Annotated in this window: 21 protein-coding genes; 10 read left to right on the forward strand and 11 right to left on the reverse strand. The window is 53.1% G+C overall.

What is annotated here, in order from left to right; all coding sequences use genetic code 11:
* Window positions 1-49: 49 nt before the first annotated feature.
* Together serC and FN037_RS03880 are read right to left on the reverse strand one after the other, a co-directional pair.
* Window positions 50-1,138: a 3-phosphoserine/phosphohydroxythreonine transaminase gene (gene serC, locus FN037_RS03875; protein WP_142501573.1), complete on the reverse strand. Its 1,089-nt coding sequence runs from the start codon at window positions 1,136-1,138 to the stop codon at window positions 50-52.
* A 186-nt stretch (window positions 1,139-1,324) separates the two neighbouring features.
* Window positions 1,325-2,017 (reverse strand): DUF421 domain-containing protein, encoded by a 693-nt coding sequence (locus tag FN037_RS03880; RefSeq protein ID WP_142501574.1) that lies wholly within the window; start codon window positions 2,015-2,017, stop codon window positions 1,325-1,327.
* A 115-nt stretch (window positions 2,018-2,132) separates the two neighbouring features.
* Here FN037_RS03880 and ycaO point away from each other — a divergent pair, with 115 nt between their 5' ends.
* From ycaO to pflA, 4 genes are all read left to right on the forward strand, one after another.
* A complete protein-coding gene (gene ycaO, locus FN037_RS03885; protein WP_142501575.1) occupies window positions 2,133-3,893 on the forward strand; it encodes a 30S ribosomal protein S12 methylthiotransferase accessory factor YcaO in 1,761 nt (586 codons plus the stop codon).
* Between the two features lie 385 nt (window positions 3,894-4,278).
* Window positions 4,279-5,136 (forward strand): formate transporter FocA, encoded by an 858-nt coding sequence (gene focA, locus FN037_RS03890; protein WP_138360463.1) that lies wholly within the window; start codon window positions 4,279-4,281, stop codon window positions 5,134-5,136.
* A 51-nt stretch (window positions 5,137-5,187) separates the two neighbouring features.
* On the forward strand, window positions 5,188-7,470 hold the full coding sequence (gene pflB, locus FN037_RS03895) for a formate C-acetyltransferase (protein WP_138360462.1): 2,283 nt from the start codon (window positions 5,188-5,190) through the stop codon (window positions 7,468-7,470).
* A 315-nt stretch (window positions 7,471-7,785) separates the two neighbouring features.
* Complete coding sequence (pflA, locus tag FN037_RS03900) at window positions 7,786-8,526, forward strand: pyruvate formate lyase 1-activating protein (RefSeq protein WP_138360461.1); 741 nt, start codon at window positions 7,786-7,788, stop codon at window positions 8,524-8,526.
* Window positions 8,527-8,621: 95 nt separating this feature from the next.
* Here pflA and FN037_RS03905 read toward each other — a convergent pair whose 3' ends face one another.
* The gene (locus FN037_RS03905) at window positions 8,622-9,470 is read right to left on the reverse strand and encodes a MurR/RpiR family transcriptional regulator (protein ID WP_138360460.1); all 849 of its coding nucleotides are present in this window, start codon (window positions 9,468-9,470) and stop codon (window positions 8,622-8,624) included.
* Window positions 9,471-9,592: 122 nt separating this feature from the next.
* On the opposite strand from FN037_RS03905, the gene FN037_RS03910 reads away from it, so the two are divergent.
* Genes FN037_RS03910 through FN037_RS03930 form a run of 5 tightly spaced genes read left to right on the forward strand, consistent with a single transcriptional unit; the run spans window position 9,593 to window position 13,367 of the window.
* Window positions 9,593-9,868, forward strand: coding sequence for a PTS sugar transporter subunit IIB (locus tag FN037_RS03910; protein WP_138360459.1), 276 nt, complete (start codon window positions 9,593-9,595; stop codon window positions 9,866-9,868).
* A 17-nt stretch (window positions 9,869-9,885) separates the two neighbouring features.
* Complete coding sequence (locus FN037_RS03915; protein WP_138360458.1) at window positions 9,886-11,151, forward strand: PTS ascorbate transporter subunit IIC; 1,266 nt, start codon at window positions 9,886-9,888, stop codon at window positions 11,149-11,151.
* A gap of 12 nt (window positions 11,152-11,163) precedes the next feature.
* A complete protein-coding gene (locus FN037_RS03920; RefSeq protein WP_138360457.1) occupies window positions 11,164-11,961 on the forward strand; it encodes a transketolase in 798 nt (265 codons plus the stop codon).
* Complete coding sequence (locus FN037_RS03925) at window positions 11,961-12,872, forward strand: transketolase family protein (protein ID WP_138360456.1); 912 nt, start codon at window positions 11,961-11,963, stop codon at window positions 12,870-12,872. The genes FN037_RS03920 and FN037_RS03925 overlap by 1 nt, the downstream gene beginning before the upstream one ends.
* Window positions 12,873-12,926: 54 nt before the next feature.
* The gene (locus tag FN037_RS03930) at window positions 12,927-13,367 is read left to right on the forward strand and encodes a PTS sugar transporter subunit IIA (RefSeq protein ID WP_138360455.1); all 441 of its coding nucleotides are present in this window, start codon (window positions 12,927-12,929) and stop codon (window positions 13,365-13,367) included.
* 36 nt (window positions 13,368-13,403) lie between these two features.
* On the opposite strand, the gene FN037_RS03935 is transcribed toward FN037_RS03930, so the two are convergent.
* On the reverse strand, window positions 13,404-14,552 hold the full coding sequence (locus FN037_RS03935) for an MFS transporter (protein WP_138360454.1): 1,149 nt from the start codon (window positions 14,550-14,552) through the stop codon (window positions 13,404-13,406).
* Between the two features lie 11 nt (window positions 14,553-14,563).
* On the opposite strand from FN037_RS03935, the gene FN037_RS03940 reads away from it, so the two are divergent.
* Window positions 14,564-14,869 (forward strand): hypothetical protein, encoded by a 306-nt coding sequence (locus FN037_RS03940; RefSeq protein WP_142501576.1) that lies wholly within the window; start codon window positions 14,564-14,566, stop codon window positions 14,867-14,869.
* On the opposite strand, the gene FN037_RS03945 is transcribed toward FN037_RS03940, so the two are convergent.
* The 7 genes from FN037_RS03945 to ftsK all read right to left on the reverse strand — a co-directional run bounded on the left by FN037_RS03945 (window position 14,827) and on the right by ftsK (window position 26,415).
* Window positions 14,827-15,690 (reverse strand): dimethyl sulfoxide reductase anchor subunit family protein, encoded by an 864-nt coding sequence (locus tag FN037_RS03945; RefSeq protein ID WP_142501577.1) that lies wholly within the window; start codon window positions 15,688-15,690, stop codon window positions 14,827-14,829. The genes FN037_RS03940 and FN037_RS03945 overlap by 43 nt on opposite strands.
* Window position 15,691: 1 nt before the next feature.
* Entirely contained in the window at window positions 15,692-16,309 is a 618-nt protein-coding gene (locus FN037_RS03950) for a DMSO/selenate family reductase complex B subunit (RefSeq protein ID WP_138360451.1), read from the reverse strand.
* Window positions 16,310-16,319: 10 nt separating this feature from the next.
* On the reverse strand, window positions 16,320-18,758 hold the full coding sequence (gene dmsA / locus FN037_RS03955; protein WP_142501578.1) for a dimethylsulfoxide reductase subunit A: 2,439 nt from the start codon (window positions 18,756-18,758) through the stop codon (window positions 16,320-16,322).
* 197 nt (window positions 18,759-18,955) lie between these two features.
* Window positions 18,956-20,248 carry a serine--tRNA ligase gene (gene serS, locus FN037_RS03960; RefSeq protein WP_142501579.1) on the reverse strand — a complete coding sequence of 431 codons (1,293 nt, stop codon included), beginning with the start codon at window positions 20,246-20,248 and terminating at the stop codon, window positions 18,956-18,958.
* 90 nt (window positions 20,249-20,338) lie between these two features.
* On the reverse strand, window positions 20,339-21,682 hold the full coding sequence (rarA, locus tag FN037_RS03965) for a replication-associated recombination protein RarA (protein ID WP_142501580.1): 1,344 nt from the start codon (window positions 21,680-21,682) through the stop codon (window positions 20,339-20,341).
* Between the two features lie 8 nt (window positions 21,683-21,690).
* A complete protein-coding gene (gene lolA, locus FN037_RS03970) occupies window positions 21,691-22,302 on the reverse strand; it encodes an outer membrane lipoprotein chaperone LolA (RefSeq protein ID WP_138360447.1) in 612 nt (203 codons plus the stop codon).
* Between the two features lie 120 nt (window positions 22,303-22,422).
* Entirely contained in the window at window positions 22,423-26,415 is a 3,993-nt protein-coding gene (gene ftsK, locus FN037_RS03975; protein ID WP_142501581.1) for a DNA translocase FtsK, read from the reverse strand.
* Window positions 26,416-26,493: the final 78 nt, after the last annotated feature.

Here is a 26,493-nt window from a genome sequence, read left to right on the forward strand (position 1 = left end):
AATAAAAACCCCGCAGACCGGCTGCGGGGGATGAAAAACGGGGCAGCGATCAACCGTGACGGCGTTCGAAGTCCAGCATAAAGTCAGTCAGCGCCTTCACGCCCGCCAGCGGCATTGCGTTGTAGATGGAGGCGCGCATGCCGCCCACGACGCGGTGGCCTTTCAGCGCATGCAAACCAGCGGCGAAAGACTCTTCGAGGAACAATTTGTCAAGAGCGCCGTCCGCCAACTGGAACGGTATGTTCATGCGCGAGCGGTTTCCGGCGGCGACCTCATTGCGATAGAAATCACTGTTATCAATCACGCCATACAGTAAGTCGGCTTTCTGTTGGTTGATTTTATCCATTGCGGCAACACCGCCCTGCTCTTTCAGCCATTTAAACACCAGACCAGACAGATACCAGGCAAATGTCGGCGGCGTGTTAAACATCGAATCATTCTCAGCCAGAATGGAATAGTCGAGAATCGACGGACAGGCTACGTTAGCTTTACCCAGCAGATCGTCGCGCACGATAACCAGCGTCAAACCTGCGGGACCAATGTTTTTCTGCGCGCCCGCGTAGATCACGCCATAGCGGCTAACGTCAATTTGCCGCGACAAAATAGTCGACGAGAAATCCGCCGTGACAATCACATCGTTGCCAAAATTCGGGGTTTCATCAATAGCAATACCGTCGATGGTTTCATTCGGGCAGTAATGCAGATACGCGGCTCCCGGCGTCAGTTGCCATTCACTCATCGGCTTAACCGCGCGCAGACCGTCAACCGTAGTTTTAGCGTCAATCACGTTCGGATTGCAGTATTTACGCGCTTCTTTTACCGCGCTGGCCGCCCAGTAACCGGCATCAACATAATCTGCAGCGGTTTTATCGCCCAACAGGTTCAGCGGAACGCCAGCAAACTGCCCGCGCCCTCCCCCGTGGCAGAATAATACTTTGTAGTTGGAAGGGATATTAAGCAGGGAGCGAAAATCCTGTTCCGCTTCTTCCGCCACCTTAATGAACTCTTTACTACGGTGGCTAATTTCCATCACCGAAGTTCCCAAACCGTTCCAGTCACACAGTTCTTGCTGAGCCTGTTTGAGTACTTCCGCCGGCAGCATTGCCGGGCCTGAACTGAAGTTATAGACCTGAGCCATTTCCCCTCACCACTTGCTATGTTATTTACCCGCGAACCGTCGCGGGCATAAGTTATTCCTGTGGCTATCGGTTTTATCATTCAGTGACACACACCGCAATGGCTAAAACTGAGACGCAGAGAAATGCAGCCGCCTCCGGACAAAAGAATCTGCCAGCCCGACGTCATAAAACCGACATAATTGCTGTCAGGTAACTCTTTTTGCGCGACTGACCTTTGACCATTCTGCATTTGCGCAGCGTGGACATAATTGTTTATCACAGGCCCGCAGACTAAGAATCGCGCTACAGCGAACACAGGCATACTCGTCATTTCGGGGAATGGTGGTAAAACGTTCGTTAAAACGTGAAGGAAGAATGGAAAGCCCGGCCTTAACATCCTCATCGGCATAATAATAAAGGCTAATTTGGCCGTTGGTTTCCAGAATGGCCAATCTGACCTGTCCCAGTTGTTCAACCCCGCTAATCCGCAGTTCCATAAAAAACTCAAACTCGGTCATGTTTTCTGCCCGCAGTTTTTCCCATGCCAGCTCGCCGTTTTCGACGATCACAATTGGCTTACCTTCGAGTAAATCTTCCAGCGTTTCGCTATGGCCCATCAGCCACATAATCAATCGGTACAATATTGCGAGAGTAATAAAAACCACCAGCACCGGTAGCATGGGGACATCGTCGTAGAACGCGACGTCACCCGCCGCTGATCCAAGAGTCAGAATGATCAATACTTCAAACAGCGACATCTGGCGAACGCCGCGCCGCCCGGTTATTTTCAGGAAAATAAATACCAGTACGAAGGTATAAAGGCTGCGTAACGCCACCTCGGCCAGAAAGTCTACAGGCACTTTATCAAGCGCCATACGATGCCAGTCAAATGTCTTCATGGTTACCGCCTGAGCAGTTGTTAAGTCATCTTAAGCATAGCCAGACGATGGAGATGGCACCTGCCATCTAAAACCCGTATCATTGCGCGCTTTCCGTACGATAAAAGTGACTGCCATGACTCAAACATTTATTCCCGGCAAAGATGCCGCCCTGGAAGATTCCATCGCTCGCTTCCAGCAGAAGTTGCTCGACCTCGGATTTGATATTGAAGAGGCCTCATGGCTCAACCCGGTGCCGCACGTCTGGTCAGTGCATATCCGCGATAAAGAGTGCGCCCTGTGTTTCACTAACGGCAAAGGCGCGACCAAAAAAGCCGCGCTGGCTTCAGCGCTCGGAGAATACTTTGAGCGTCTCTCCACTAACTACTTCTTTGCCGATTTCTGGCTGGGCGACACTATCGCCAACGGCCCTTTTGTTCACTACCCGAATGAAAAATGGTTCCCGTTAACCAATGATGACGCCGTGCCGGAAGGGCTGCTGGATGCCCGCCTGCGCGCGTTCTACGATCCTGACGATCAGTTAACCGCCAGCATGCTGGTCGATTTGCAGTCAGGTAATGACGATCGCGGCGTCTGCGGTCTGCCGTTCACCCGTCAGTCCGATGGCGAGACGGTCTACATTCCGATGAATATCGTTGGCAACCTGTACGTCTCTAACGGGATGTCCGCGGGCAATACCCGCAACGAAGCCCGCGTTCAGGGCCTGTCAGAAGTATTTGAGCGCCATATTAAAAACCGTATTATCGCCGAAAGCATCAGCCTGCCGGAGATTCCGGCAGAAGTGATGGCGCGCTATCCGGGCGTTGTAGAATCGATCAATAAGCTGGAGGCGGAAGGCTTCCCGATTTTCGCCTACGACGGTTCGCTGGGCGGTAAATATCCGGTGATCTGCGTAGTGCTGTTTAACCCAACTAACGGCACCTGCTTCGCCTCCTTCGGCGCGCATCCTGATTTCGGCGTGGCGCTTGAACGTACCGTCACCGAATTGCTGCAGGGCCGCAGCCTGAAAGATCTCGATGTCTTCACGCCTCCCACCTTCGATGATGAAGAAGTGGCTGAACACGCAAACCTTGAAACCCACTTTATCGATTCCAGCGGCCTGATCTCGTGGGATATGTTTAAGCAGGATGCCGACTACCCGTTTGTGGACTGGAGCTTCTCCGGCACCACGGATGAAGAGTTCGCCACCCTGATGGCTATCTTTAAGGAAGAAGATAAAGACGTTTATATCGCCGATTACGAACATCTGGGCGTCTACGCCTGCCGGATCATCGTCCCGGGTATGTCCGATATCTACCCGGCGGAAGATCTCTGGCTGGCAAATAACAATATGGGCGCGCATCTGCGAGAAACCCTTCTTTCCCTGCCGGGAAGCGAGTGGGAAAAAGAAGATTATCTGGCGATTATTGAACAGATAGATGACGAAGGCCTTGATGATTTCACCCGCGTACGTGAACTGCTGGGCCTGGCGACCGGTAAAGACAACGGCTGGTATACGCTGCGCATCGGTGAACTGAAAGCGATGCTGGCGCTGGCGGGCGGCGATATTGAACAGGCATTGATCTGGACCGAGTGGACCATGGAATTCAACGCTTCAATCTTTAGCGCCGAACGCTCCAACTACTACCGCTGCCTGCAAACCTTACTGCTGCTGAGCCTGGAAGAGGAGCGCCAGCCGCTGCAATACCTGAACGCTTTTGTCCGCATGTACGGCGCCGAAACGGTTGAGGCCGCCAGCGCCGCGCTCAGCGGTGAAGCGCCATTCTATGGCTTACAGGCCATTGACGGCGATTTGCGGGCTTTCCCGGCTCATCAGTCATTGCTGAAGGCCTATGAAAAGCTACAGCGCGCAAAAACTACCTTCTGGAGTAAATAAGCATTCATTTGCAGCCCAGAAAACATGCCTTGTGGGGGCGGCGACGCCCCTTTTTTTTAACTTTTCCCACCTGCTCTGCATTATTTGTATCAATAAAGTTAATTAGTGGTGAGAAATAATAAAACAACACGCAAATATTGTTAATTTTAATAAAAATACCCCATTTTAATTAACCGAAAAACGGGAGCAAAATGAAAAAAATCAACATTATTTGTAAATTTTAAAATTTATTTTTTAATTAAAAAACAATAAGTTAATATCATTTACAGCCTATTCCACACACTAAAAAGGCCTATAGTTCCGGCCGGATATGATCTATATCAAATTCCCTTCTATAATGCTTTGTTAGTATCTCACCGCCAACTTACATAAAGAGAGAGTTAGTGTGAAAGCTGACAACCCTTTTGATCTTTTACTTCCTGCCGCAATGGCGAAAGTCGCCGAAGAAGCAGGTGTCTATAAAGCGACAAAACATCCGATAAAGACGTTTTATCTGGCTATCACCGCAGGTGTCTTCATCTCTATCGCTTTTGTTTTCTATATTACAGCAACAACCGGCACTGCCGGGATGCCTTTTGGTGTTGCCAAACTGATTGGGGGTATCTGCTTCTCACTGGGTTTGATTCTTTGCGTTATTTGCGGTGCCGACCTGTTCACCTCAACCGTACTTATCGTTGTCGCGAAAGCCAACGGGAGAATTACGTGGGGTCAACTGGCGAAAAACTGGCTCAATGTCTATGTTGGTAACCTGATTGGCTGCTTACTCTTTGTGTTGCTAATGTGGCTTTCAGGCGAATATATGGTTGCCAACGGTCAGTGGGGACTTAACGTCTTGCAAACCGCCGACCACAAAATGCACCATACTTTTATTGAAGCCGTATGCCTGGGTATCCTGGCAAACCTGATGGTCTGCCTTGCAGTATGGATGAGTTACTCTGGCCGCAGCCTGATGGATAAAGCCATGATTATGGTTTTACCGGTGGCAATGTTTGTTGCCAGCGGATTTGAGCATAGTATCGCGAACATGTTTATGATCCCGATGGGCATCATCACTCGCGACTTTGCGAGTCCGGAGTTCTGGACCGCTGTTGGTTCAACCCCGGAAAATTTCTCTCACCTGACCGTCATGAATTTCATCACTGATAACCTGATTCCGGTAACTATCGGGAACATCATCGGCGGTGGTTTACTGGTTGGGTTGACATACTGGGTGATTTACCTGCGTGGCGATAACCATCACTAAAGGTTGTTTCAGGCAGTAAATAAAAAATCCACTTAAGAAGGTAGGTGTTACATGTCCGAGCTTAATGAAAAGTTAGCCACAGCCTGGGAAGGTTTTGCGAAAGGTGACTGGCAGAACGAAGTCAACGTCCGCGACTTCATCCAGAAAAACTATACCCCGTACGAAGGTGATGAGTCCTTCCTGGCTGGCGCAACTGACGCGACCACCAAGCTATGGGACAGCGTAATGGAAGGCGTTAAACAGGAAAACCGCACTCACGCGCCTGTTGACTTTGACACCTCCGTTGCTTCCACCATCACTGCTCATGACGCTGGCTACATTAATAAGGCGCTTGAGAAAATCGTTGGTCTGCAGACTGAAGCACCGCTGAAACGTGCGATTATCCCGTTTGGCGGTATCAAAATGGTTGAAGGTTCCTGCAAAGCGTACAATCGCGAACTGGACCCGATGCTGAAAAAAATCTTCACTGAATACCGTAAAACACACAACCAGGGCGTGTTCGATGTTTATACGCCGGACATCCTGCGTTGCCGTAAATCCGGTGTTCTCACCGGTCTGCCGGATGCCTATGGCCGCGGCCGTATCATCGGCGACTACCGTCGCGTTGCGCTGTACGGTATCGACTACCTGGCGAAAGACAAATTCGCGCAGTTTACCTCTCTGCAGTCCGATCTGGAGAATGGCGTAAACCTGGAAGCGACTATCCGTCTGCGTGAAGAAATCGCTGAACAGCACCGCGCTCTGGGTCAGATTAAAGAGATGGCGGCTAAATATGGCTGCGATATCTCTGGTCCTGCGACTAACGCTCAGGAAGCAATTCAGTGGACTTACTTCGGCTACCTGGCTGCCGTTAAATCTCAGAACGGCGCGGCCATGTCCTTCGGCCGTACCTCCAGCTTCCTGGATATCTTCATCGAACGTGACCTGAAAGCCGGTAAAATTACCGAGCAAGAAGCTCAGGAAATGATTGACCACCTGGTCATGAAACTGCGTATGGTGCGTTTCCTGCGTACTCCGGAATACGATGAACTGTTCTCCGGCGACCCGATCTGGGCAACTGAATCCATCGGCGGTATGGGCGTTGACGGCCGTACTCTGGTCACCAAAAACAGCTTCCGCTTCCTGAACACCCTGTACACCATGGGGCCGTCTCCGGAGCCGAACATCACCATTCTGTGGTCCGAAAAACTGCCGCTGAACTTCAAGAAATTCGCCGCTAAAGTATCCATCGATACCTCATCTCTGCAGTATGAGAACGATGACCTGATGCGTCCGGACTTCAACAACGACGACTACGCGATCGCTTGCTGCGTAAGCCCAATGATCGTTGGTAAACAAATGCAGTTCTTCGGTGCGCGTGCTAACTTGGCGAAAACCATGCTGTACGCCATCAACGGCGGCGTTGATGAAAAACTGAAAATGCAGGTTGGTCCGAAATCTGCCCCCATCAAAGGCGACGTTCTGAACTTCGACGAAGTGATGGAGCGTATGGATCACTTCATGGACTGGCTGGCGAAACAGTATGTCACCGCGCTGAACGTTATCCACTACATGCACGACAAGTACAGCTACGAAGCCTCTCTGATGGCGCTGCACGACCGTGACGTTATCCGCACCATGGCGTGTGGTATCGCAGGTCTGTCCGTTGCTGCTGACTCCCTGTCCGCCATCAAATATGCGAAAGTTAAACCGATTCGTGACGAAGACGGCCTGGCTGTCGACTTCGAAATCGAAGGCGAATACCCGCAGTTTGGTAACAACGACTCTCGCGTTGATGACATGGCGGTTGACCTGGTGGAACGTTTCATGAAGAAAATTCAGAAACTGACCACTTACCGCGGCGCTATCCCGACTCAGTCTGTTCTGACCATCACCTCTAACGTTGTGTATGGTAAGAAAACCGGTAACACCCCGGATGGTCGTCGCGCTGGCGCGCCGTTCGGACCGGGTGCTAACCCAATGCACGGTCGTGACCAGAAAGGTGCCGTTGCCTCTCTGACCTCCGTTGCAAAACTGCCGTTTGCTTACGCGAAAGATGGTATCTCTTACACCTTCTCTATCGTGCCGAACGCACTGGGTAAAGACGATGAAGTGCGTAAAACCAACCTGGCGGGCCTGATGGATGGTTACTTCCACCATGAAGCGTCCATCGAAGGCGGTCAGCATCTGAACGTCAACGTTATGAACCGTGAAATGCTGCTCGACGCAATGGAAAACCCGGAAAAATATCCGCAGTTGACCATCCGCGTATCCGGTTACGCAGTGCGTTTTAACTCACTGACTAAAGAACAGCAGCAGGACGTTATCACCCGTACCTTCACTCAGACCATGTAATTGGTGTTACCCAATGGATTTCGGGTTGCATCATGGCGGCAAGTGAACAAATCCCGAAGAGCTTACGCCAGTAAGTGATTCGGGTAACTGAATGCAGCCAACAAAGATTCAACGTGAAAGACGAAGGGTATTGACTGAAATCGCACGGTAAAAAGCGTACAATAAAGGCTCCACGTAAGTGGGGCCTTTTTAACACCTAAGTCTCTTTCGGCAGCTATCTATACTCAATGGATGACTGCCAAAACAGACTCGACACAGTTAATAACTGTGCACTAACACGGCCCCGGACGGGCCGAATCTGGAGATATCACCGCAATGTCAACAATTGGCCGTATTCACTCCTTTGAATCCTGTGGCACCGTCGATGGCCCGGGGATCCGCTTCATTACTTTCTTTCAAGGCTGTCTGATGCGTTGTCTCTATTGCCATAATCGTGACACCTGGGATACCCACGCAGGCAGAGAGATAACCGTTGAAGAACTAATGAAAGAGGTCGTCACCTATCGCCATTTTATGAACGCGTCCGGCGGCGGCGTGACGGCATCCGGCGGTGAGGCCATTCTGCAGGCTGAATTTGTTCGCGACTGGTTCCGCGCCTGTAAGAAAGAAGGTATTCATACCTGTCTCGACACCAATGGCTTTGTGCGCCGTTACGATCCGGTGATCGATGAACTGCTGGAAGTCACTGACCTGGTGATGCTCGATCTCAAACAAATGAATGACGAAATCCATCAGAATCTGGTCGGCGTATCCAACCATCGCACGCTGGAGTTTGCCAGATACATCTCCGCAAAGGGAATTAAAACCTGGATTCGCTACGTTGTGGTGCCGGGCTGGTCTGACGATGACGACTCTGCTCATCGCCTCGGCGAATTTACCCGCGATATGGGTAACGTTGAAAAGATCGAACTACTGCCCTATCACGAATTGGGCAAACATAAATGGGTGGCGATGGGTGAAGAGTACAAGCTGGATGGCGTCCATCCGCCGAAAAAAGAGACCATGGAGCGCGTAAAGGGGATTCTCGAACTTTATGGTCATAAAGTCATGTACTAGGCTGTGTGTCCCGCAATAGGGCGGGACAATGCCCTGCACGGCATTCCCGATATACCCTGTGTGGCCAGGAATGCGTATTTTCCAGGGGATGGAGATCAGGACATAAAGTATTCCGACAACTTATTCGCCACGCTCTCAATCGAGAAAATCCGCTTCTGATGCGCTTTACGATATTCAGCATAGCGTTCATCCTGTTCTTCCAGCGCGTTAAGAATCCGATCAGCCACCATCATCGCCCCCGCAATTTCAGCAAATCCGGATTCCCCTTCCCCTTGCAACGCAACCGCCGCCTGAAGGTTCCAGTCGGACAAACGCGCCAATGGCGCAAACGTCCCGCGCGTCAGCGACAATATTTTCACCCCCTGCTGCTTTGCCATGGACAGAGCCTGCATCATATCCGCCGATGCCTGTTCGCTATGTACGACGATAATGCCGGTTTTTTGATTATCTGTTAACAACGGCATGGCGGCCGGATAGGAGCGATCGACAAAACTGGCCGCCTTCCCCATGTTGATTAAATTCATCTGCAGGAATAACGCCACCGGCACCGCGGTACCTACCGCATAAATCGCAATACTGTTCAGGCTATTAAGCCAGTCCGCCGCCGCTTTCAACTCCTGATTATCAACAATGGCATTACTGTCGCGGATGCTTGCCAGCACTGGAGCTATCTCTTCATTACCGCTGTCGTCCGAACGCGCGGCGCCCTGCTCCATCGCCAGCGCGGTTCGGAAATCCGAGAAACCTTTAAAACCAAAGGCCCGACAAAAACGGGTAATGCTCCCCTCACTGGTATCAATGGAATCGGCAAGTTCTGAGATCGTGTGTCGCATCACAAAGTCAGGATTTTCCGTAATGAAACGGCCAACTTTTTCCAGGATCGGGCTTAGTTCAGAAGCTCCGTTTCTTATGTTTATCAACAAATTAGTGTCTATCTGGCTCATATTTTGCCTTATTTGCTCAAAATGCAAACACAGTCACATCTTTCATTTCACCGCAAGGATAATAATTATTATCTCACATAAACAAATAAAAATAATTATTTTTACAAACAGGAGAACATCGAATGAAAGGTCTCATCGTCTGCCGTACCGGTATGGGCAGTTCCTTAATGCTCAAAATAAAAGCGCAAAAAATTATCGACAAACACGGCTGGGATATCGAACTGGAACACGATGTCCTCTCAGGTCTGCGCACCTGGCAAGATATTGATTTCGTCATCACTATGCGCGATCTCACCGAGGAAGTCGAAGCTGCCGGATTCAGGGCGGTCGGCATCACCGATCTGATGAACAGCGAAGAAATGGAATCTGCGCTCACTGACATCGTTCAAAGCAACTAACCTCTCCCGGAGGCAATATGGATTTCCTCAGATTTATTGTATTCGACATTCTGGGTGTAACCCCACTTTTAGTTGGCTTTATTGCATTAATCGGCCTGTTAATTCAACGTAAGCCGATTGAAAAAGTCCTTTCTGGCACCTTCAAAACCATTGTCGGCTTCCTGGTTTTTGCCGGAGGCGCAGGTCTGGCGGTGACCTCTCTGGGTAATTTCCAAACGTTATTCAGCGATGGATTTGGCCTGAAGGGCGTGATGCCACTGGCGGAGGCGTTAACCGGACTGGCACAAACCAAATTCGCAATGTGTGTCTCGCTGATTATGGTGATCGGCTTTGGCTGGAATCTGTTCTTTGCCCGCGTCACCCCCTTTAAATACATTTTTCTTACCGGGCAACATAACCTTTATCTCTCTGCCCTACTTACCGTCACGCTGAAGGCGCTGGGCTATAGCGATATGACCACCATCATTGTCGGCTCGGTTTTGCTGGGTCTCGCTGCCTGCCTTTATCCGGCAATTGCGCAACCATGGATGCGCAAAATTACCGGCAACGACGAGATTGCGATGGGACACTACGTCACGCTGGCCTATGCCGCATCAGGCTGGATTGGGTCAAAAGTTGGCGATCCTAAGCAATCCACCGAAAAACTGAACCTTCCCGGCTGGCTGGGGATCTTTAAAGATTACATCGTCTCGGTATCGATCTCGGTCAGTATTTTCTACTACATTGCCGCGTTTGCAGCCGGAAAAGCGGCGGTTACCGCAGCGGCAGGAGGCATGCACTGGCTGGTTTACCCCCTCTTCCAGTCGCTGACCTTCACCGCGTCGCTGTACATCATTATTACCGGCGTGAGACTGCTGCTGTCCGAAATTGTTCCGGCCTTCCTCGGCATTTCGGAAAAATTTATTCCCAACGCCAAACCCGCCCTCGACTGCCCGGTAGTCTTCCCCTACGCCCCTACTGCCACGGTACTGGGATTTATCTCGTCATTTGTCGGCGGACTGGTCGTTATGGGCTTTCTGGCGATTCTCGGACAAACCGTCATTATCCCGGTGGCGATCCCCTACTTCTTTATCGGCGCGACCGCTGCGATTTTTGGTAACGCCTCTGGCGGCTGGAAAGGCGCAATTGCCGGGAGCTTCATCACCGGGATCCTGATCGGCATCGGCCCCGCGCTGATTTACCCAATTATGGAGTCCGTCGGTCTGTCAGGCACCAGCTTCCCGGAAACCGACTTCGTCGCTCTGGGCCTGGTCGTGTACTACATCGGTAAAATGCTGCCATAAGAAGGAAAGAACATGAACATTGATGAACTGAAGTCCCACGCGCTTGCCGCCCGGCGCGAGATAGTCACTATGATCTATGAATCCGGGATTGGCCATCCGGGCGGAGCGTTGTCAATAATCGACATCCTTACCTGGCTCTACTACCAGGAGGTTGATCTGAGCACCTCCCCTCGCTCACGCGTGGTAATGAGTAAAGGCCACGCCGTCGCCGCGCAGTACGCCATGCTGTATCAAAAAGGCAGGATCGATCGCAGCGAATTTAATACGTTCCGCCAAATCAACTCACGCCTGCAAGGGCACCCCAGCATTAAATCCCTGCCGGAAGTCGATGCCACCACCGGTTTGCTGGGCCAGGGACTATCCATTGCATTCGGCATGGCGGCCGCCAAAAAGCGGCGTGACGATCCCCATCGGGTATTTGCCATTATTGGCGACGGTGAAATGCATGAAGGGCAAATCTGGGAAACCTTACAGCAAGCCGGACATATGAAAATGGATAATCTGGTCGCCATTATCGATTACAACGGCTTCTCTTCCCATGATCCGGTTAATGCCGTGGTTAATCTCGAACCACTGGCGGATAAAATTCGCAGCTTTGGCTGGCATGTGCTTGAACTTCACAACGGCAACGATATGCATCAGGTCGCCGATACCCTGATGTTGTCCCGGCACCTGAAAGGTAAGCCTGTTGCCATTGTCGCGCACACCACGAAAGGCGCTGGCATCAGCTATATGGAAAACAACGGCGACTGGCACTCAAAAACCCCGAGTAAAGAACAATATCAACAGGCCATGGAGGAGTTACAGTGATGAAAGCACCCCGTGATGAGATCGGTAATGCCCTGATTGCCCTGAAAGAAAAAGGCTATCCCGTCGTGGTGATTGACAGCGACCTGGCCAGCTCAACCCGCACTGACCAGTTTCAGGCCATCTATCCGGAAGCCTTTTTCGAAATGGGCATTGCGGAAGGTTCCGCCATGAGCTTCGCTGTCGGTCAGGCGCTGGAGGGTTTTATCCCCTTCTATGTTAACTTTGCGATGTTCGTAACCGGCACCGCCTGGACCCAGTTAAGGCAGGCCTGCTACGCCAAAGCCAACATTAAGCTTGTTGGCAGTCACCCGGGTATGGATGATGGCCCGGACGGCGCCTCCCATCATGCTCTGGAAGATTTAGCCCTGACCCGCGTACTACCTGGGTTAACGATCCTGACGCCAGCAGATGCAGAAGAGATTGCCGGTGCCTTCGAGCAGGCAACGAAAATAAAGGGGCCGGTGTACATCCGCGTCGCCCGGGAGCCGATGCCGGTTCGCGATAAAAGTATCATTCCACAGGTCAGCGATATTGCCGCCATCGCAGACAGCGGCAATGATTTTGCGATTCTGTTTGAAGGAACGGTGCTGGAACAGGCAACCGATGGCTATGAAAAGCTGATCGCCAGCGGTAAAAAAGGCAAACTTATCCATGTTGCTAAGCTCAAACCCTTTAATCAGCAAGAGTTTTATCGGCTGGTCGAAGAGTGCCCACTTATCGCTACGCTGGAAAATCATACCATTAACGGCGGACTTGGCGGATTGATCGCCGAAACCCTGGCGCAAACGGCTCATCCTGCCCGTCTGACGCGCCTGGGGACACAGGATACGTTTACTGAATCAGGTAACAGCAGACAACTAAAAACGAAATATGGCATATCGGGCGACGCGCTATACAACGCCCTTCACTAACCGCTGCGCGAGCCGGTCGCTTTGACGGCCGGCTCCCGAGTAAAGGGAGTTTTTATGGAAAAGACATTATTTTCCGCCTGCCAGTTCACCCGTCACCGTCTGAACTGGCGCAGTGCCATTCAGCTCGCCTGCCGCCCTCTGGAACAGCAAAAGAAAATCACAACAGAATATGTTCAGGCCATCATCCATGCCACGGAACAGGACGGCCCCTGGTACATACTGAGCCCGATGTTTGCGCTACCGCACGCGCGGCCGGAGAATGGGGTATTGAGCAAAAACAGCGTGCTTTCACTACTTTGCTGTCGTGAATACGTTGAGTTTCCCGGGCATCCGGATATTCGGCTGATCGTTGTGCTGGCAGCAGCAAACAGTGAACAACATATTCAGACAATCCAGCGCTTAGTCTGCTGGCTGGATGAGGGAGACAGGCTACAACGATTCACGACGGTGAAAAATAAAACCCAGTTTGCCGAGCTTATAGCTTCTCAGCTATAGCGGAAGGACAAGTCCTCCCGCTATTCTATTACAAAATCAGGCGTGAGCCACCGGCCCAGGATGGTGCCCTGCTTTGCGCAGCAGCGTCAGCAGATAAATGAATGACACGCTGGCGATCATGATAAACAACAAATTATCAGAGAAATTCTGCATCAGCATGGCGGTCAGCGTCGGCCCAAGCAGACTGCCCACGGTATAGCTCATTAACAGCGCCTGATTCATCGCCACCAGCTGGTGACGCTCTACTTTTTCACAGGCCCAGGCCATCGCGACCGGGTAAAGCGTGAACCCGGAGGCGCCAAGCACAAACAGCGCCGGTGCCATTGATGTCGGGCTCAACATCGCAAGGCATCCCAAAATCACCACAAACACCTGGACCCGAAGAACCAGCAGACGCCCGTAGCGATCGGCCAGCCGACCAATCGGCCACTGCCCAACAATACCCGCACTGACCATCACCGCCATCCAGAAACCAATGCCGGAATCGCTAACGCCCTGATGGTTCAGCCACAGCGGCATCAGCCCGTACAGAGAGCCGAGGACAATGCCGGAAATAATACAGCCATTCACGCCGTGGCGAGCCTGGCGTAGCCTTAACATCGGCCAGATACGGACAGCTTTCTGCGTCTCATCGCTCTCGTTAACCAGACGAGCAAACAGTAACGGTAGAATACCCGCCAGGGTCAGCGCCGTCACCCACGGCAGAACGCTCATCAAATTCGTCGGCAACTTGCTTACCATTAGCTGGCCCAGCACGGTGCCGACATAATAAATCATCATATATGCCGCCAGCAGACGACCACGGCTCCGCGAAGTGCCGCTACAGACCAGCGCGCTCTCAACCACCACCCAAATCATCGCGCAGCCTACCCCTGCGACAAAACGCCAGCTAAACCAGCTCCAGAAACCAATAGTGATACCAAGGCCGACACAGCCGACAGCAAAAATAATCGATGCCAGATAATAACTACGGTTAAAACCCAAATGCTTAATTACCCATCCGGCCAGCAAGGTTCCCGTCAGATTACCAGTAAAATAAGAAGACCCTACCATCCCGACCTGCCAGGTCGGCATATTTTCATGGGCAAGCCAAAGCGGGACGAGCGTATTTAAAACCGCTATCGCCAGGGTCAACAAAAGGAGGCCACAGAGCAACATTTGCACTGGCCGGGTGTAGATGGACATGGATATAAACCGTGATGGAGTTCAGATTGCGTGCGCATCATGCCACTGCTGCAAACATTGTCAATCCGGCAAAAATCAGGTGTGATGCGGTTTACGGGCACACGATTGAAGTTTTTTATCCAGCGAATGAGCAACTGAATGGTTATTTATATTATTCCATTGTTTTTATTAATTTATTGAAAAAAGAAGGTGGCAATATCAGTAGAAATATTTCATCAATCAACCGCATTTTTTATCGCGCCAGAATACACTTTTCTGGCGCGATAAATAGCGATCAGCTGACGATTGCCATTCCGACTGTCATATGCAGGCCATAGAAGACGCCGCGGCCAATCATTTCACCGACCAGAACCAGGACAAATGCCAGGCCCAGCAGCGGTAATGCCGGCCGATCGCCCTTAAGCTGCGGGGCGATCCAGCATACCAGCGCCAGCACCAGCGCAACAACGCGCCAGGCCATCAGCGAGCCGTAATCCGGCACCAGCGCCGAAGCCTGCTGAATGGAACTATGGATTGTCGCCAGCTCGCTGCCCTGCATCAGCACCACGATGACGCTCGCCACCAACGCCAGCAGCGAAATGGCGGGCAACAGACGCATCGCCCAACCGTCACCCCCCGCAAAACGCAGCAGCAGGTATCCCAACAACGGACCACCAATAAACATCGTCAGGAAAAAGCTAAACGGCGTCCATACCGTGTACCAGGTAGGCACCGTATCGATGGTGTTATAAACGCGCACCATCATCCAGACGAAGATAACCCCCAGCACCATCGTCAGGAGCAGCCAGAGATTACGCACGCCTGACGGCAGCTTATTGACCACCGCCAGCAGCCAGCCAATACCGCCAATCGCAAAGAACAGCGCCCCGACAGCGATTTCATTGCTAAGCGACGAGGCGCCAATGCGGTTTAACGAATTGAACGCCCGCATCGGCGACCCCAGATGCAAGGTCGAGGCAATAAAGCCCACGCCCATCAGCACCCACAGGCCGAACATGCTCCCTACAACACGCTGCTGCTGTTCGCCCGATAAATCCCCTTTGATTAACGCCAGGGCCAGTACAATAAATCCGCCCACCACGCATTGACCAAAGACCGTGAAAATCATTAAAGGCCATTCATGCCATCCACTGCCCATCTCACACCTCCTTCGGGTTGGCCAGATAGCCGGTGGTATCTCCACACGGGCGACTGTTGGCGTTGGGTTTAATCACAATACTCGGTTTCGTGAAGTGCGCGGATGGCAGCGGCGCAACGGCTGCCAGCTGACCGTATTTTTTACGCAACGCTTCAACAGGACCGAAATCAAGCGCGCGTAACGGACAAGATTCCACACAAATCGGTTTTTTGCCGTCGGCTACGCGTTCATAGCAGCCATCACACTTGGTCATATGCCCTTTCGTCGCATTGTATTGCGGGGCGCCGTACGGGCAAGCCATATGGCAATAGCGACAACCGATACAAACATCTTCATTTACGACAACAAAGCCATCTTCGCGTTTATGCATCGCGCCACTTGGACAGACCTTAACGCAGGCCGGATCTTCACAATGGTTACAGGCGATAGAGAGGTAGTAGGCAAACACGTTTTGCCGCCAGACGCCATTATCCTCCTGCCAGTCGCCGCCAGCGTATTCATAGATACGGCGGAAGCTCACCTCCGGCGTCAGGTTTTTGTAGTCTTTACAAGCCAGTTCGCAGGTTTTACAACCGGTGCAACGGGCGGAATCAATAAAAAATCCATATTGTGTTGTCATCGGTCACTCCTTACAGCTTTTCAACCTGGACGAGATTAGTATGCGATGGATTGCCTTTCGCCAGCGGTGACGGGCGTTGAGTGGTCAGCACGTTAATGCAGCCCGCCTGATCCACGCGACCTGCGTTCGGGTTATACCAGGCCCCTTCCCCCAGAGCGACAACGCCAGGCATCATTCGCGGTGTCACTTTGGCTTCGATATGCACTTCACCGCGATCGTTAAAGATACGAATCCGATCGCCATTCGCGATGCCACGCGTATTTGCATCAAGCGGGTTAATCCACATCTCCTGGCGGCAGGCAGCCTTCAGCACCTCAACGTTGCCGTAGGTCGAGTGCGTGCGAGCCTTATAGTGAAACCCGGTTAGCTGAAGCGGATATTTTTTAGCCAGCGGATCGTTGTAGTTTTCAAATCCAGGACTGTAAATCGGCAGCGGATCGATCACATCCCCGGCTTTTAGCTCCCAGGTTGCCGCGATTTCCGCCAGTTGCGCAGAGTAAATTTCAATTTTCCCTGATGGCGTGGTTAACGGATTGGCTGCTGGATCTTCGCGGAAAGCCTTGTAGGCGACATGATGCCCCTGCGGATCACGCTGTTTGAACATGCCCTGTTTGCGGAATTCATCAAACGGCAATAGTCCGGGAATCGCTTTACGTGACTGCTCATAAAGGTGGCGCAGCCACTCTTCCTGGGTACGCCCTTCGGTGAACCGTTGCTCAACGCCCATACGTTTCGCCAGCGCCGTTGTCATCTCATAAATGGTTTTGCACTCAAAACGGGGCTTAATGGCCTGGTCGGCAAAAATCACGTAAGACATATTGCCGCAGGAGGCATCCAGCGCAAAATCCATCTGCTCGGAGGCCGTACAATCCGGCAGCAGAATATCGGCATATTTCGCCGACGCGGTCATATGACAATCAATGACCACGATCATCTCGCACTTCTTATCGTCCTGCAGGATGTCATGGGTACGGTTGATTTCTGAGTGCTGGTTAATCAGGCAGTTACCGGCATAGTTCCAGACCATTTTGATGGGTACGTCGAGCTTATCTTTGCCTCGCACGCCGTCGCGCAGCGCGGTCATTTCCGTCCCGCGCTCAATCGCATCGGTCCACATAAACATTGAGATACTGGTTGCAACCGGATTATCCAGCGTCGGCATACGCTCAAACGGTAGATCGTAAGAACCTTCGCGCGCGCCGGTGTTCCCGCCGTTGACGCCAACGTTGCCGGTTAAAATCGCCAGCATTGAAATGGCGCGGGAAACCAGTTCACCGTTGGAATGGCGCTGCGGCCCCCAGCCCTGGGAAATAAAGGCAGGCTTAGCGCTGGCAATCTCACGCGCCAGTTGCACAATACGCGCCTGTGGAATTCCGGTAATCACCGATGCCCATTCCGGTGTCTTTGCGATACCATCTTTACCCTGACCAAGGATATAAGCTTTATAGTGGCCGTTGGCTGGCGCACCTTGCGGCAGCGTTTTCTCATCATAGCCTACGCAATATTTATCCAGGAAAGGCTGGTCAACAAGGTTCTCATTAATCATTACCCACGCCAGCGCGGAGACCAGCGCCGCATCCGTCCCCGGACGAATCGGGATCCATTCGTCTTCCCGTCCGGCCCCGGTGTCCGTATAGCGCGGATCGATAATAATCATTCTGGCATTGGATTTTTGCCGCGCCTGTTCCAGGTAGTAGGTCACCCCGCCACCGCTCATTCGGGTTTCCCCGGGGTTGTTGCCAAACAGCACCACCAGCTTGCTGTTTTCGATGTCCGACGGGCTATTACCATCAGCCCAACCGCCATAGGTATAGTTCAGCCCTGCGGCGATTTGCGCGGTGGAATAGTCGCCGTAATGATTGAGATAACCACCACAGCAGTTCATCAGGCGGGCAATCAGGGTTTTTCCTGGTGGCCAGGAGCGCGTGAGCGTACCGCCGAGAGTGCCGGTACCATAATTCAGGTAGATGGATTCGTTACCGTAGTCTTTGATCAGACGCTGCATATTACTGGTGATAGTATCAAATGCCTCTTCCCAGCTAATACGCTCAAACTTACCCTCACCGCGCTTGCCAACGCGCTTCATCGGATATTTCAGGCGATCTGGATTATAGACGCGCCGACGCATTGAGCGCCCACGCAGACAGGCGCGAACCTGATGCATACCGTCATAGTTATCGTCACCGGTATTATCGGTTTCTACATATTTAATCTCACCATCAACCACATGCATACGCAGCGGACAACGGCTACCACAGTTAACCGTACAGGCACTCCAGATAATCTTTTCGCTAGCGGAATTTGGGTTCTCTGCAGCATGGGCAATACGTGTGAAGGGTAAGGTAAATGCGCTGCTGGCCATCGCCAGTCCGCCAATCGCCGTGGTTTTCATCAAACCACGCCGACTCACCTCGGTAGCCAGTAAAGCATCGGGGGTTTTGGTTTTCATAGATACTCACTTTATTGCTCACAATTAACTTAAAATCGTTATATAGTTTTATATATAACGAAATCAGACTTTATTGGTTATTTATGCTGGTTAATCCAAAGAGAGTATCTGCGTATTCACTACGTTGATTATTGCCTGATATCAAGAAGGGGATAAAAAAAGCGCCCGGAGGCGCTTTTGAGAAGAGAGTCGAAAAATCAGCCGATAAATTCAAGGCCACGCATATACGGACGCAGGATTTCAGGGATCTCAATGCGGCCATCGGCCTGCTGGTAGTTCTCCATCAGCGCAACCAGCGTACGCCCGACCGCCAGGCCAGACCCGTTGAGCGTGTGCACCAGACGCGTTTTCTTGTCTGATTTGCTGCGGCAACGCGCCTGCATCCGACGCGCCTGGAAATCCCAGACGTTGGAGCAGGAAGAAATCTCGCGATAGGTGTTCTGCGCCGGTACCCACACTTCCAGATCGTAGGTCTTGCATGCGCTAAAGCCCATATCGCCAGTACACAACGCCACTTTACGATACGGCAGGCCCAGCAGTTGCAGAACTTTCTCCGCATGACCGGTCATCTCTTCCAGCGCCGCCATGGAATCTTCCGGGCGCACAATCTGCACCATTTCAACTTTGTCGAACTGATGCATACGGATCAAGCCACGCGTATCACGACCATAAGATCCCGCTTCAGAACGGAAGCACGGCGTATGGGCGGTCATTTTGATTGGCAGATCGTCTTCGTCGATGATCTCATCGCGAACCAGGTTAGTCAGCGGAACTTCCGCCGTCGGGATCAGCGCGTAGTTGCTGCTGTCCGCTTCTTCTTCCAGCGGACGGGTATGGAACAGGTCGCCTGCGAATTTCGGCAGTTGACCAGTACCGTACAGCGTGTCCTGGTTAACCAGATACGGGACATAGTTTTCGCTGTAACCATGCTGTTCCGTGTGCAGATCCAGCATAAACTGCGCCAGCGCACGGTGCAGGTGTGCCAGTTGGCCTTTCATGACCACAAAGCGAGATCCCGTCAGCTTCACAGCGGCGGCGAAATCCAGCCCGCCGTGCATTTCCCCCAGCGTCACGTGATCGCGCACGTCAAAATCAAACTCCCGCGGCGTACCCCAGCGGCTGACTTCAACGTTATCGTTTTCATCGCGACCAACAGGAACGTCGTCATATGGAATATTGGGGATAGTCAGCGCAATATCGCGAATTTCCGCCAGCAGCGTATCCAGCTCGCGCTTCGCGGCATCCAGTTGCTCGCCAAGTTTATTCACTTCCAGGCGTAATGGCTCGATGTCTTCCCCGCGCGCTTTCGCCTGGCCAATGGATTTCGATCGGGAGTTGCGCTCCGCCTGCAGGTTTTCAGTTTGAACCTGCAGAACTTTACGACGCTCTTCCAGAGCGCGAAGTTTATCTACATCCAGCTTAAAGCCCCGGCGTGCCAGTTTTTCTGCGACTGCGTCTGGCTCGGTACGCAGCAGATTGGGATCGAGCATGCTTATCCTGTGCTTATCGAATTAATAAAGAAAAATGGCCGCAGAGCGCGACCACGGAAATAGTGTGACAACCTTACCGCAACGCCTCAATTAGCGGTAGCGTTTTATCGGGCTATTTTGATCCTGTTCGGCCAACCAGGCGAGCTTTTCGCCTATTTTCCCCTCCAGCCCCCGGTTTGTCGGCTGATAATAGCGCGTTTGCGCCATTTCCTGCGGGAAATACTGCTCTCCGGCGGCGTAAGCGTTGGGCTCATCATGAGCATAACGGTAAGCCTGCCCGTAGCCCATCTCTTTCATCAGCCTGGTCGGCGCATTGCGCAAATGTACCGGAACATCGTAGTCCGGGCGCTCGCGGGCATCGGCCATCGCGGCTTTAAACGCGGTATAGACCGCGTTGCTTTTTGGCGCGCAGGCGAGATAAACAATGGCCTGTGCAATCGCGCGTTCGCCTTCCGCCGGTCCCACGCGGGTAAAGCAATCCCAGGCGGCGATAGCGACCTGCATGGCTCGGGGATCGGCATTACCGACATCTTCCGAGGCTATTGCCAGGCAGCGTCGCGCTACATACAGCGGATCGCCCCCGGCGGTAATTATCCGCGCATACCAGTAGAGCGCGGCGTCCGGCGCGCTCCCGCGAACCGATTTATGCAGCGCGGAGATTAAATCGTAGAAACGATCGCCTTTGTTGTCGAAACGCGCGCTGCGCTCACCGGCAATTTCAGTCAACAGTTCAACGTTCAACACGCGGTTACCGGAGGCATCGTTTTCGGCCATATCGGCCATCATTTCCAGCGTATTAAGCGCCCGGCGCGCATCGCCGTTTACCAGATCGGCGATCGCTTTGCGCGTCTCGTCTGGCAGCACAATGCTTTGCCCGCCGTAGCCGCGAGTTTTGTCGCTCATCGCCTGGTTAAGCACCTGCTCAATATCCTCGCTGGTCAGCGACTTCAGCAGATAGACGCGAGCACGTGAAAGCAGCGCGGAATTGAGTTCAAAAGAGGGATTTTCCGTCGTCGCGCCGATAAAAGTAATCGTCCCATCTTCAATATGCGGCAGAAAAGCGTCCTGCTGACTTTTATTGAAACGGTGAACTTCGTCGACAAACAGAATTGTACGACGACCCGCGTTACGGTTCTGCCGCGCGCGCTCAATCGCCTCACGAATCTCTTTCACGCCTGAAGTGACCGCAGAGATACGTTCGACATCGGCGCTGGCATAGCGCGCAATCACCTCGGCCAGCGTGGTTTTCCCGGTCCCCGGCGGGCCCCACAGGATCATAGAGTGCAGATGTCCGGCTTCAATCGCTCTCGGCAGAGGCTTGCCCGGCGCCAGCAGATGCTGCTGGCCAATGTACTGCGCTAAATTTTCTGGCCGCATGCGGGCGGCCAGTGGTTGAAACGCGTTGTCGGAAAAATCGAGCGACAGATTGCTCACGTTCGCCTCTACTTACGTTGATCGTCCACTGTCACGCCTTTCGGCGGCGTAAAGGTGAACTTAGATGCATCGACGGCGCCATTTTGTTGCGATTTCAGTTGATAGCTGCTGCGTTGATCATCCTGCTCCACGGCGGTGAACTGATGAATCGTGCCATCACGACCCACATTGATGGTGAACTGCTTCAGGTTACCGCTGCCGCTTTTCGGCGTCAGAACGAAATTATCGCCACTCTGTTTAATGTTGTAATTCTGCCAGTCGCTGGCCTGGTTACGAGCAATCAGCATAAACGGCGTGTTGCTGGTCGCATCTTTCAGCCAGGTGGCCGTGACCTGTTCAACAAACGGGTTGTAAAACCACAGCGTTTTACCGTCAGAAACCAGCACGCTTTCATCCGGCTGGGTCATATGCCAGTTGAACAGATTCGGACGCTTAACCCACAGGTCTCCCTGCCCGTCCTGCACAATATTACCGCTACCGTCGGTCACTTTCTGCGTAAAGCTGGAGTGGAAGCTGCTCACTTTATCAAGGCGGCTTTTTAAATCGCTGGCGGCATCCGCCCATACCTGACTTACAACAAAACCGGACAGTAAAGCGCAGGTGATTGCGAGTTTTTTCATTGTCATTCCTTAATGTGCGTCACTCCCGACGCGGGAGCCTGCTCTGCCCTAAATGTAGGACCGCTAAAAACGGTGGAACAGCAGAACAGGCTGATTTTCACTTATTTACCCAACTTGCCGTTACTCGAAGGGAGGCGGTGCCAGCACTTCGCGGTTACCATTGTGACCTTGTTCGCTGACAATACCCTGAGCTTCCATTTGTTCAATGATACGCGCGGCACGGTTATAGCCAATACGGAACTGACGTTGCACTCCGGAAATGGAAGCTTTACGTTTTTCCGTCACAAAGTTGACCGCCTGATCAAAGAGGGGATCAAGCTCTTCGCCGCCATCGTAGCCACCGCTGCCGCCTTCGCCCTCGCTATCGGAGGTGATGCCAGCAACATATTGCGGCCGCCCGCGCGCTTTCCAGTCCTGGACCACGGCATGAACCTCTTCATCGCGCACAAAGGCGCCATGTACGCGCACCGGGATCGTCGAGTTAGGCGCGGAATAGAGCATATCGCCCATCCCCAGCAGCGACTCAGCGCCGCCCTGATCAAGAATGGTACGCGAGTCAATTTTGCTTGATACAGTAAAGGCAATACGCGTCGGGATATTCGCTTTGATAAGGCCGGTAATAACATCCACTGATGGTCGCTGAGTTGCCAGCACCAGGTGGATCCCCGCAGCGCGCGCTTTCTGGGCCAGACGCGCAATCAGCTCTTCCACTTTCTTACCGACGGTCATCATCAGATCGGCGAATTCGTCGACCAGAACCACGATGTAAGGCTCTTTTTTCAGTACCGGATGCGTCGCATCCATGCTGTCGCCAGGCTTCCAGTATGGATCCGGAATTGGCCGCCCCATGCGCGCAGCTTCCGCAATCTTCTCGTTGTAACCCGCGAGATTACGCACGCCCAGCGCAGACATCAGTTTATAGCGGCGCTCCATCTCGTTAACGCTCCAGCGCAACGCATTGGCGGCATCTTTCATATCGGTAACGACTTCCGTTAACAGATGCGGAATCCCCTCATAGACCGACAGCTCGAGCATTTTCGGGTCGATCATAATGAATTTCACATCTTCCGGCTGCGCTTTGTAGAGCATGCTGAGGATCATGGCGTTGACCCCAACGGATTTACCGGAACCGGTAGTACCCGCCACCAACAGATGCGGCATCTTCGCCAAATCGGCGGTAACCGGTTCACCCGCAATATCTTTGCCAAGAACAACGGTAAGCGGTGACGGATTATCGCGAAATTTCACGTTATCCAGCACTTCTCGCAGATAAACGGTCTGACGCTTTTTGTTAGGCAGTTCCAGACCGACGTAAGGTTTGCCCGGAATAACCTCCACCACACGAACCGCTGCGGTGGACAGAGAGCGGGCCAAATCTCGCGACAAATTCGAAATCCGCGCCGCTTTCACCCCCGGTGCCAGATTAAGCTCAAAGCGGGTGATAACCGGGCCTGGCGAGTAGTTCACCACATCAGCCTTAATACGGAAATCGGCCAGACGCGCTTCAACCAGACGCGCCATCTGCTCAAGGGCAAAAGTATCTATCGGTTCGACTTCAGCTGGCGGCGGCGTGAGTAAGTCAAGCGACGGCAGAAGCGTCGTCGGCTTCTGTAACGGCCGACTATCGCCATTGCGCATCAATAGCGGATGAATCAGGCTTTCCTGCGGCTGCGCGGCTGGCTGCGACGGCACCTGCCCATGTGGCGTATGCGGTTGCGGCTGGCTGACAGGCGCCTGTTGCGGAGACGAAGCCGACGGCTGCTGTACGTGTTGAGCGGTGTGGTGCGGCGCATGTTGCGGCTGATGGCCCGCATGCTGATACGACATCGGCTGATGCGCCGACTGCGGCTGCGGGTGATGTGAAGCAGGTTGCTGCACTTCCGGCATCGGCATAAAGACGGGCTCACTCGGCGCATCATCAACTAACGCCTTCATTGGCGAAAATTCATAATCCGCGGCAGAGAACGGATGCGATCCCGGCGGCTGCTCGCTCGCGTAGCGTTGCTGTTGAGAAGCGGCAAACTGGCGGGCAAGCTCAGCTTCAGCGGCAGAATCTTCATCCGCGTTATCTTCTTCCGCCACATAATGTTCACCATAGCGCTGATTTTGCGAAGCGGCGAACTGACGCGCCAGTTCGTGCTGCTCAAGCTCTGCAGCTTCCTCGTCCGTCAGAGACGGATCATTATAATGCTGATGCTCTGCCTTACGCGCACGTTCTTCAGCTAATCGCTGTGAGGGAAGCTTAATACCATAGGACGCCAGTTCACGGCGCGTCGGCACGCGAACGCGGTTAGGTCGCGGCAGCTTCGGACCGATCCCTTCTTTTACCTGCGCACGAGGGCCGCCAGATGCCGGGCGGACGAGCGGCGCGGAACTGGCCGTTGCCGATACAGCGGAAGCCCCGGCAGCATTTGCGGAAACGGCTCCCGTCGCCTGGTGAACGCCAGCGGCCAGCGCGCCTGAAGCAGCGACACCAACCGACGATGAAGGCGGAGGAGAGATCGGTTTTGTCTCAACCGGGCTGACAGGTTCTGGAACAGGTTGATACCAGGCGGCAAGCTGCTCACGTTCACGCGCGCGTTTCTCTTCCACTTCTTCGAAATAGTACATGGGCGGACGCTGGGGTTTCACTTCCTCTTGTGGAACCTCAGGCTCAACGGGAGAAGTGGCAACGGGCTGTTCCGGCTGCTGTACATATTGTTGCGGCTGATACACATCTTCAGTTTGATAAACTGACGGCTGCTGCGGTGGCTGCTCCGGCTGATACTCATGCTGCGGCGGGTACGCAGGTTCAGCCTGATATACTGGCGGCTGCTGCGCTGCCTGCTGCTCCGGCTGATACCCATGCTGCGGCGGATACGCAGGTTCAGCCTGATATACTGGCGGCTGCTGCAGTGCCTGCTCCGGCTGATACCCATGCTGCGGCGGGTACGCAGGTTCAGCCTGATATACTGGCGGCTGCTGCAGTGCCTGCTCCGGCTGATACCCATGCTGCGGCGGGTACGCAGGTTCAGGTGGTTCTTCTGAACGAAACGCTTGCCCGACCTGCGGTTCAGACCAGGCCTGAGGAACGGCGGTATCCTGCGCGGCAGCATCTACAGGATCGGCAATGCGATGGCCATTGAGCAGCGGATCGTACGGGTCAAAATCGCCTGGCCGAGCGGCACGGGTTCCGGAGAATAAAACATCATCGGCATCCGCCGGACGCGCGGCGCTGGAACCGGAAAAAAGCACGTCATCAGCGGCAACAGGCGTACCGCCAGCGCTATACTGAAATGCTTCTTCAGCATCATCCATCCGCTTACCGGAGAACAACGCGGCATCGGTCTTACGCCCCATCGGGTTGGAAAACTTCTCTGCCAGCCGCTGACGGCGCGCTAAAGCACCGCGTAAAATCCGCGCGCGACGTGAACCTTGCGGTTTCGCAGGCGCATCGTCCACATAATCTTCTTCATCCTCTTCGTATTCGTCTTCATCGACCCAGGTATCATCACGACGAGTACGGTTGCTGGCAAAAGTCAGAACAGAAAGAATAATCCCGCCGAGTTTTTCAGCGATGGTAACCCAGGACCAGCCGGTAAACAGCGTCAGCCCTGCCGCCCAGAGACAAAGCAGCGCAATTGTCCCGCCGCTACTGTGCAGCAGCGGTTGCAGCGTGGTGCTCAGCAGGCTGCCAATCACCCCGCCGGAGGCAAAATACCAGATATCATCCGCATTGATAGCCGCCAGCCCACAGGAAGTGAGGATCAGCGCCAGCGCGCCAATCAACCGCAAAGAAACGGCAAAATAGTCGATGTACTCGTCATTTTCCTGATGACGCCAGGCAAACCAGCAGCCGCCGATAATAATCACCGGAATGGTATAGGCCATTACGCCGAAAATAAAAAATAGCGTATCGGCAAGCCAGGCGCCCGGCGCACCGCCGATGTTATGAATAGGCTCATGCCACGCCGTTTGTGACCAGCTAGGATCCGATGGATTAAAGCTGAGTAAGGCTACCATCAACCAGATGGCAAAAAGGGAGCAAAGGATAAGCAACGCCTCAAGGAGCCGGCGCCCGCTACTAAGCTTTGTAAATTTGACTTCTTTGTCTTCAGTATATTCCTGGCTCAAGAAAGGCTCTCCAGGTATCAGGCTGTTTCCTGCCTTCAGCTAAAACGGACAACAGCGCCGAGTCTCCCCGGCACTGTT

The sequence above is a fragment of the Klebsiella sp. 2680 genome, assembly GCF_900198535.1.
GTDB lineage: Bacteria > Pseudomonadota > Gammaproteobacteria > Enterobacterales > Enterobacteriaceae > Klebsiella > Klebsiella indica.

Excerpts from the sequence above, each read along its gene's own strand:
- FN037_RS03935 (WP_138360454.1), bottom strand. The coding sequence starts at position 14,552 with ATGTCCATCTACACCCGGCCAGTGCAAATGTTGCTCTGTGGCCTCCTT.
- serS (WP_142501579.1), bottom strand. The coding sequence starts at position 20,248 with ATGCTCGATCCCAATCTGCTGCGTACCGAGCCAGACGCAGTCGCAGAA.
- FN037_RS03910 (WP_138360459.1), top strand. The coding sequence starts at position 9,593 with ATGAAAGGTCTCATCGTCTGCCGTACCGGTATGGGCAGTTCCTTAATG.
- serC (WP_142501573.1), bottom strand. The coding sequence starts at position 1,138 with ATGGCTCAGGTCTATAACTTCAGTTCAGGCCCGGCAATGCTGCCGGCG.
- FN037_RS03950 (WP_138360451.1), bottom strand. The coding sequence starts at position 16,309 with ATGACAACACAATATGGATTTTTTATTGATTCCGCCCGTTGCACCGGT.
- pflA (WP_138360461.1), top strand. The coding sequence starts at position 7,786 with ATGTCAACAATTGGCCGTATTCACTCCTTTGAATCCTGTGGCACCGTC.
- pflB (WP_138360462.1), top strand. The coding sequence starts at position 5,188 with ATGTCCGAGCTTAATGAAAAGTTAGCCACAGCCTGGGAAGGTTTTGCG.
- dmsA (WP_142501578.1), bottom strand. The coding sequence starts at position 18,758 with ATGAAAACCAAAACCCCCGATGCTTTACTGGCTACCGAGGTGAGTCGG.
- FN037_RS03920 (WP_138360457.1), top strand. The coding sequence starts at position 11,164 with ATGAACATTGATGAACTGAAGTCCCACGCGCTTGCCGCCCGGCGCGAG.
- lolA (WP_138360447.1), bottom strand. The coding sequence starts at position 22,302 with ATGAAAAAACTCGCAATCACCTGCGCTTTACTGTCCGGTTTTGTTGTA.
- FN037_RS03930 (WP_138360455.1), top strand. The coding sequence starts at position 12,927 with ATGGAAAAGACATTATTTTCCGCCTGCCAGTTCACCCGTCACCGTCTG.
- FN037_RS03945 (WP_142501577.1), bottom strand. The coding sequence starts at position 15,690 with ATGGGCAGTGGATGGCATGAATGGCCTTTAATGATTTTCACGGTCTTT.
- FN037_RS03915 (WP_138360458.1), top strand. The coding sequence starts at position 9,886 with ATGGATTTCCTCAGATTTATTGTATTCGACATTCTGGGTGTAACCCCA.
- FN037_RS03880 (WP_142501574.1), bottom strand. The coding sequence starts at position 2,017 with ATGAAGACATTTGACTGGCATCGTATGGCGCTTGATAAAGTGCCTGTA.
- ycaO (WP_142501575.1), top strand. The coding sequence starts at position 2,133 with ATGACTCAAACATTTATTCCCGGCAAAGATGCCGCCCTGGAAGATTCC.
- FN037_RS03905 (WP_138360460.1), bottom strand. The coding sequence starts at position 9,470 with ATGAGCCAGATAGACACTAATTTGTTGATAAACATAAGAAACGGAGCT.
- FN037_RS03925 (WP_138360456.1), top strand. The coding sequence starts at position 11,961 with ATGAAAGCACCCCGTGATGAGATCGGTAATGCCCTGATTGCCCTGAAA.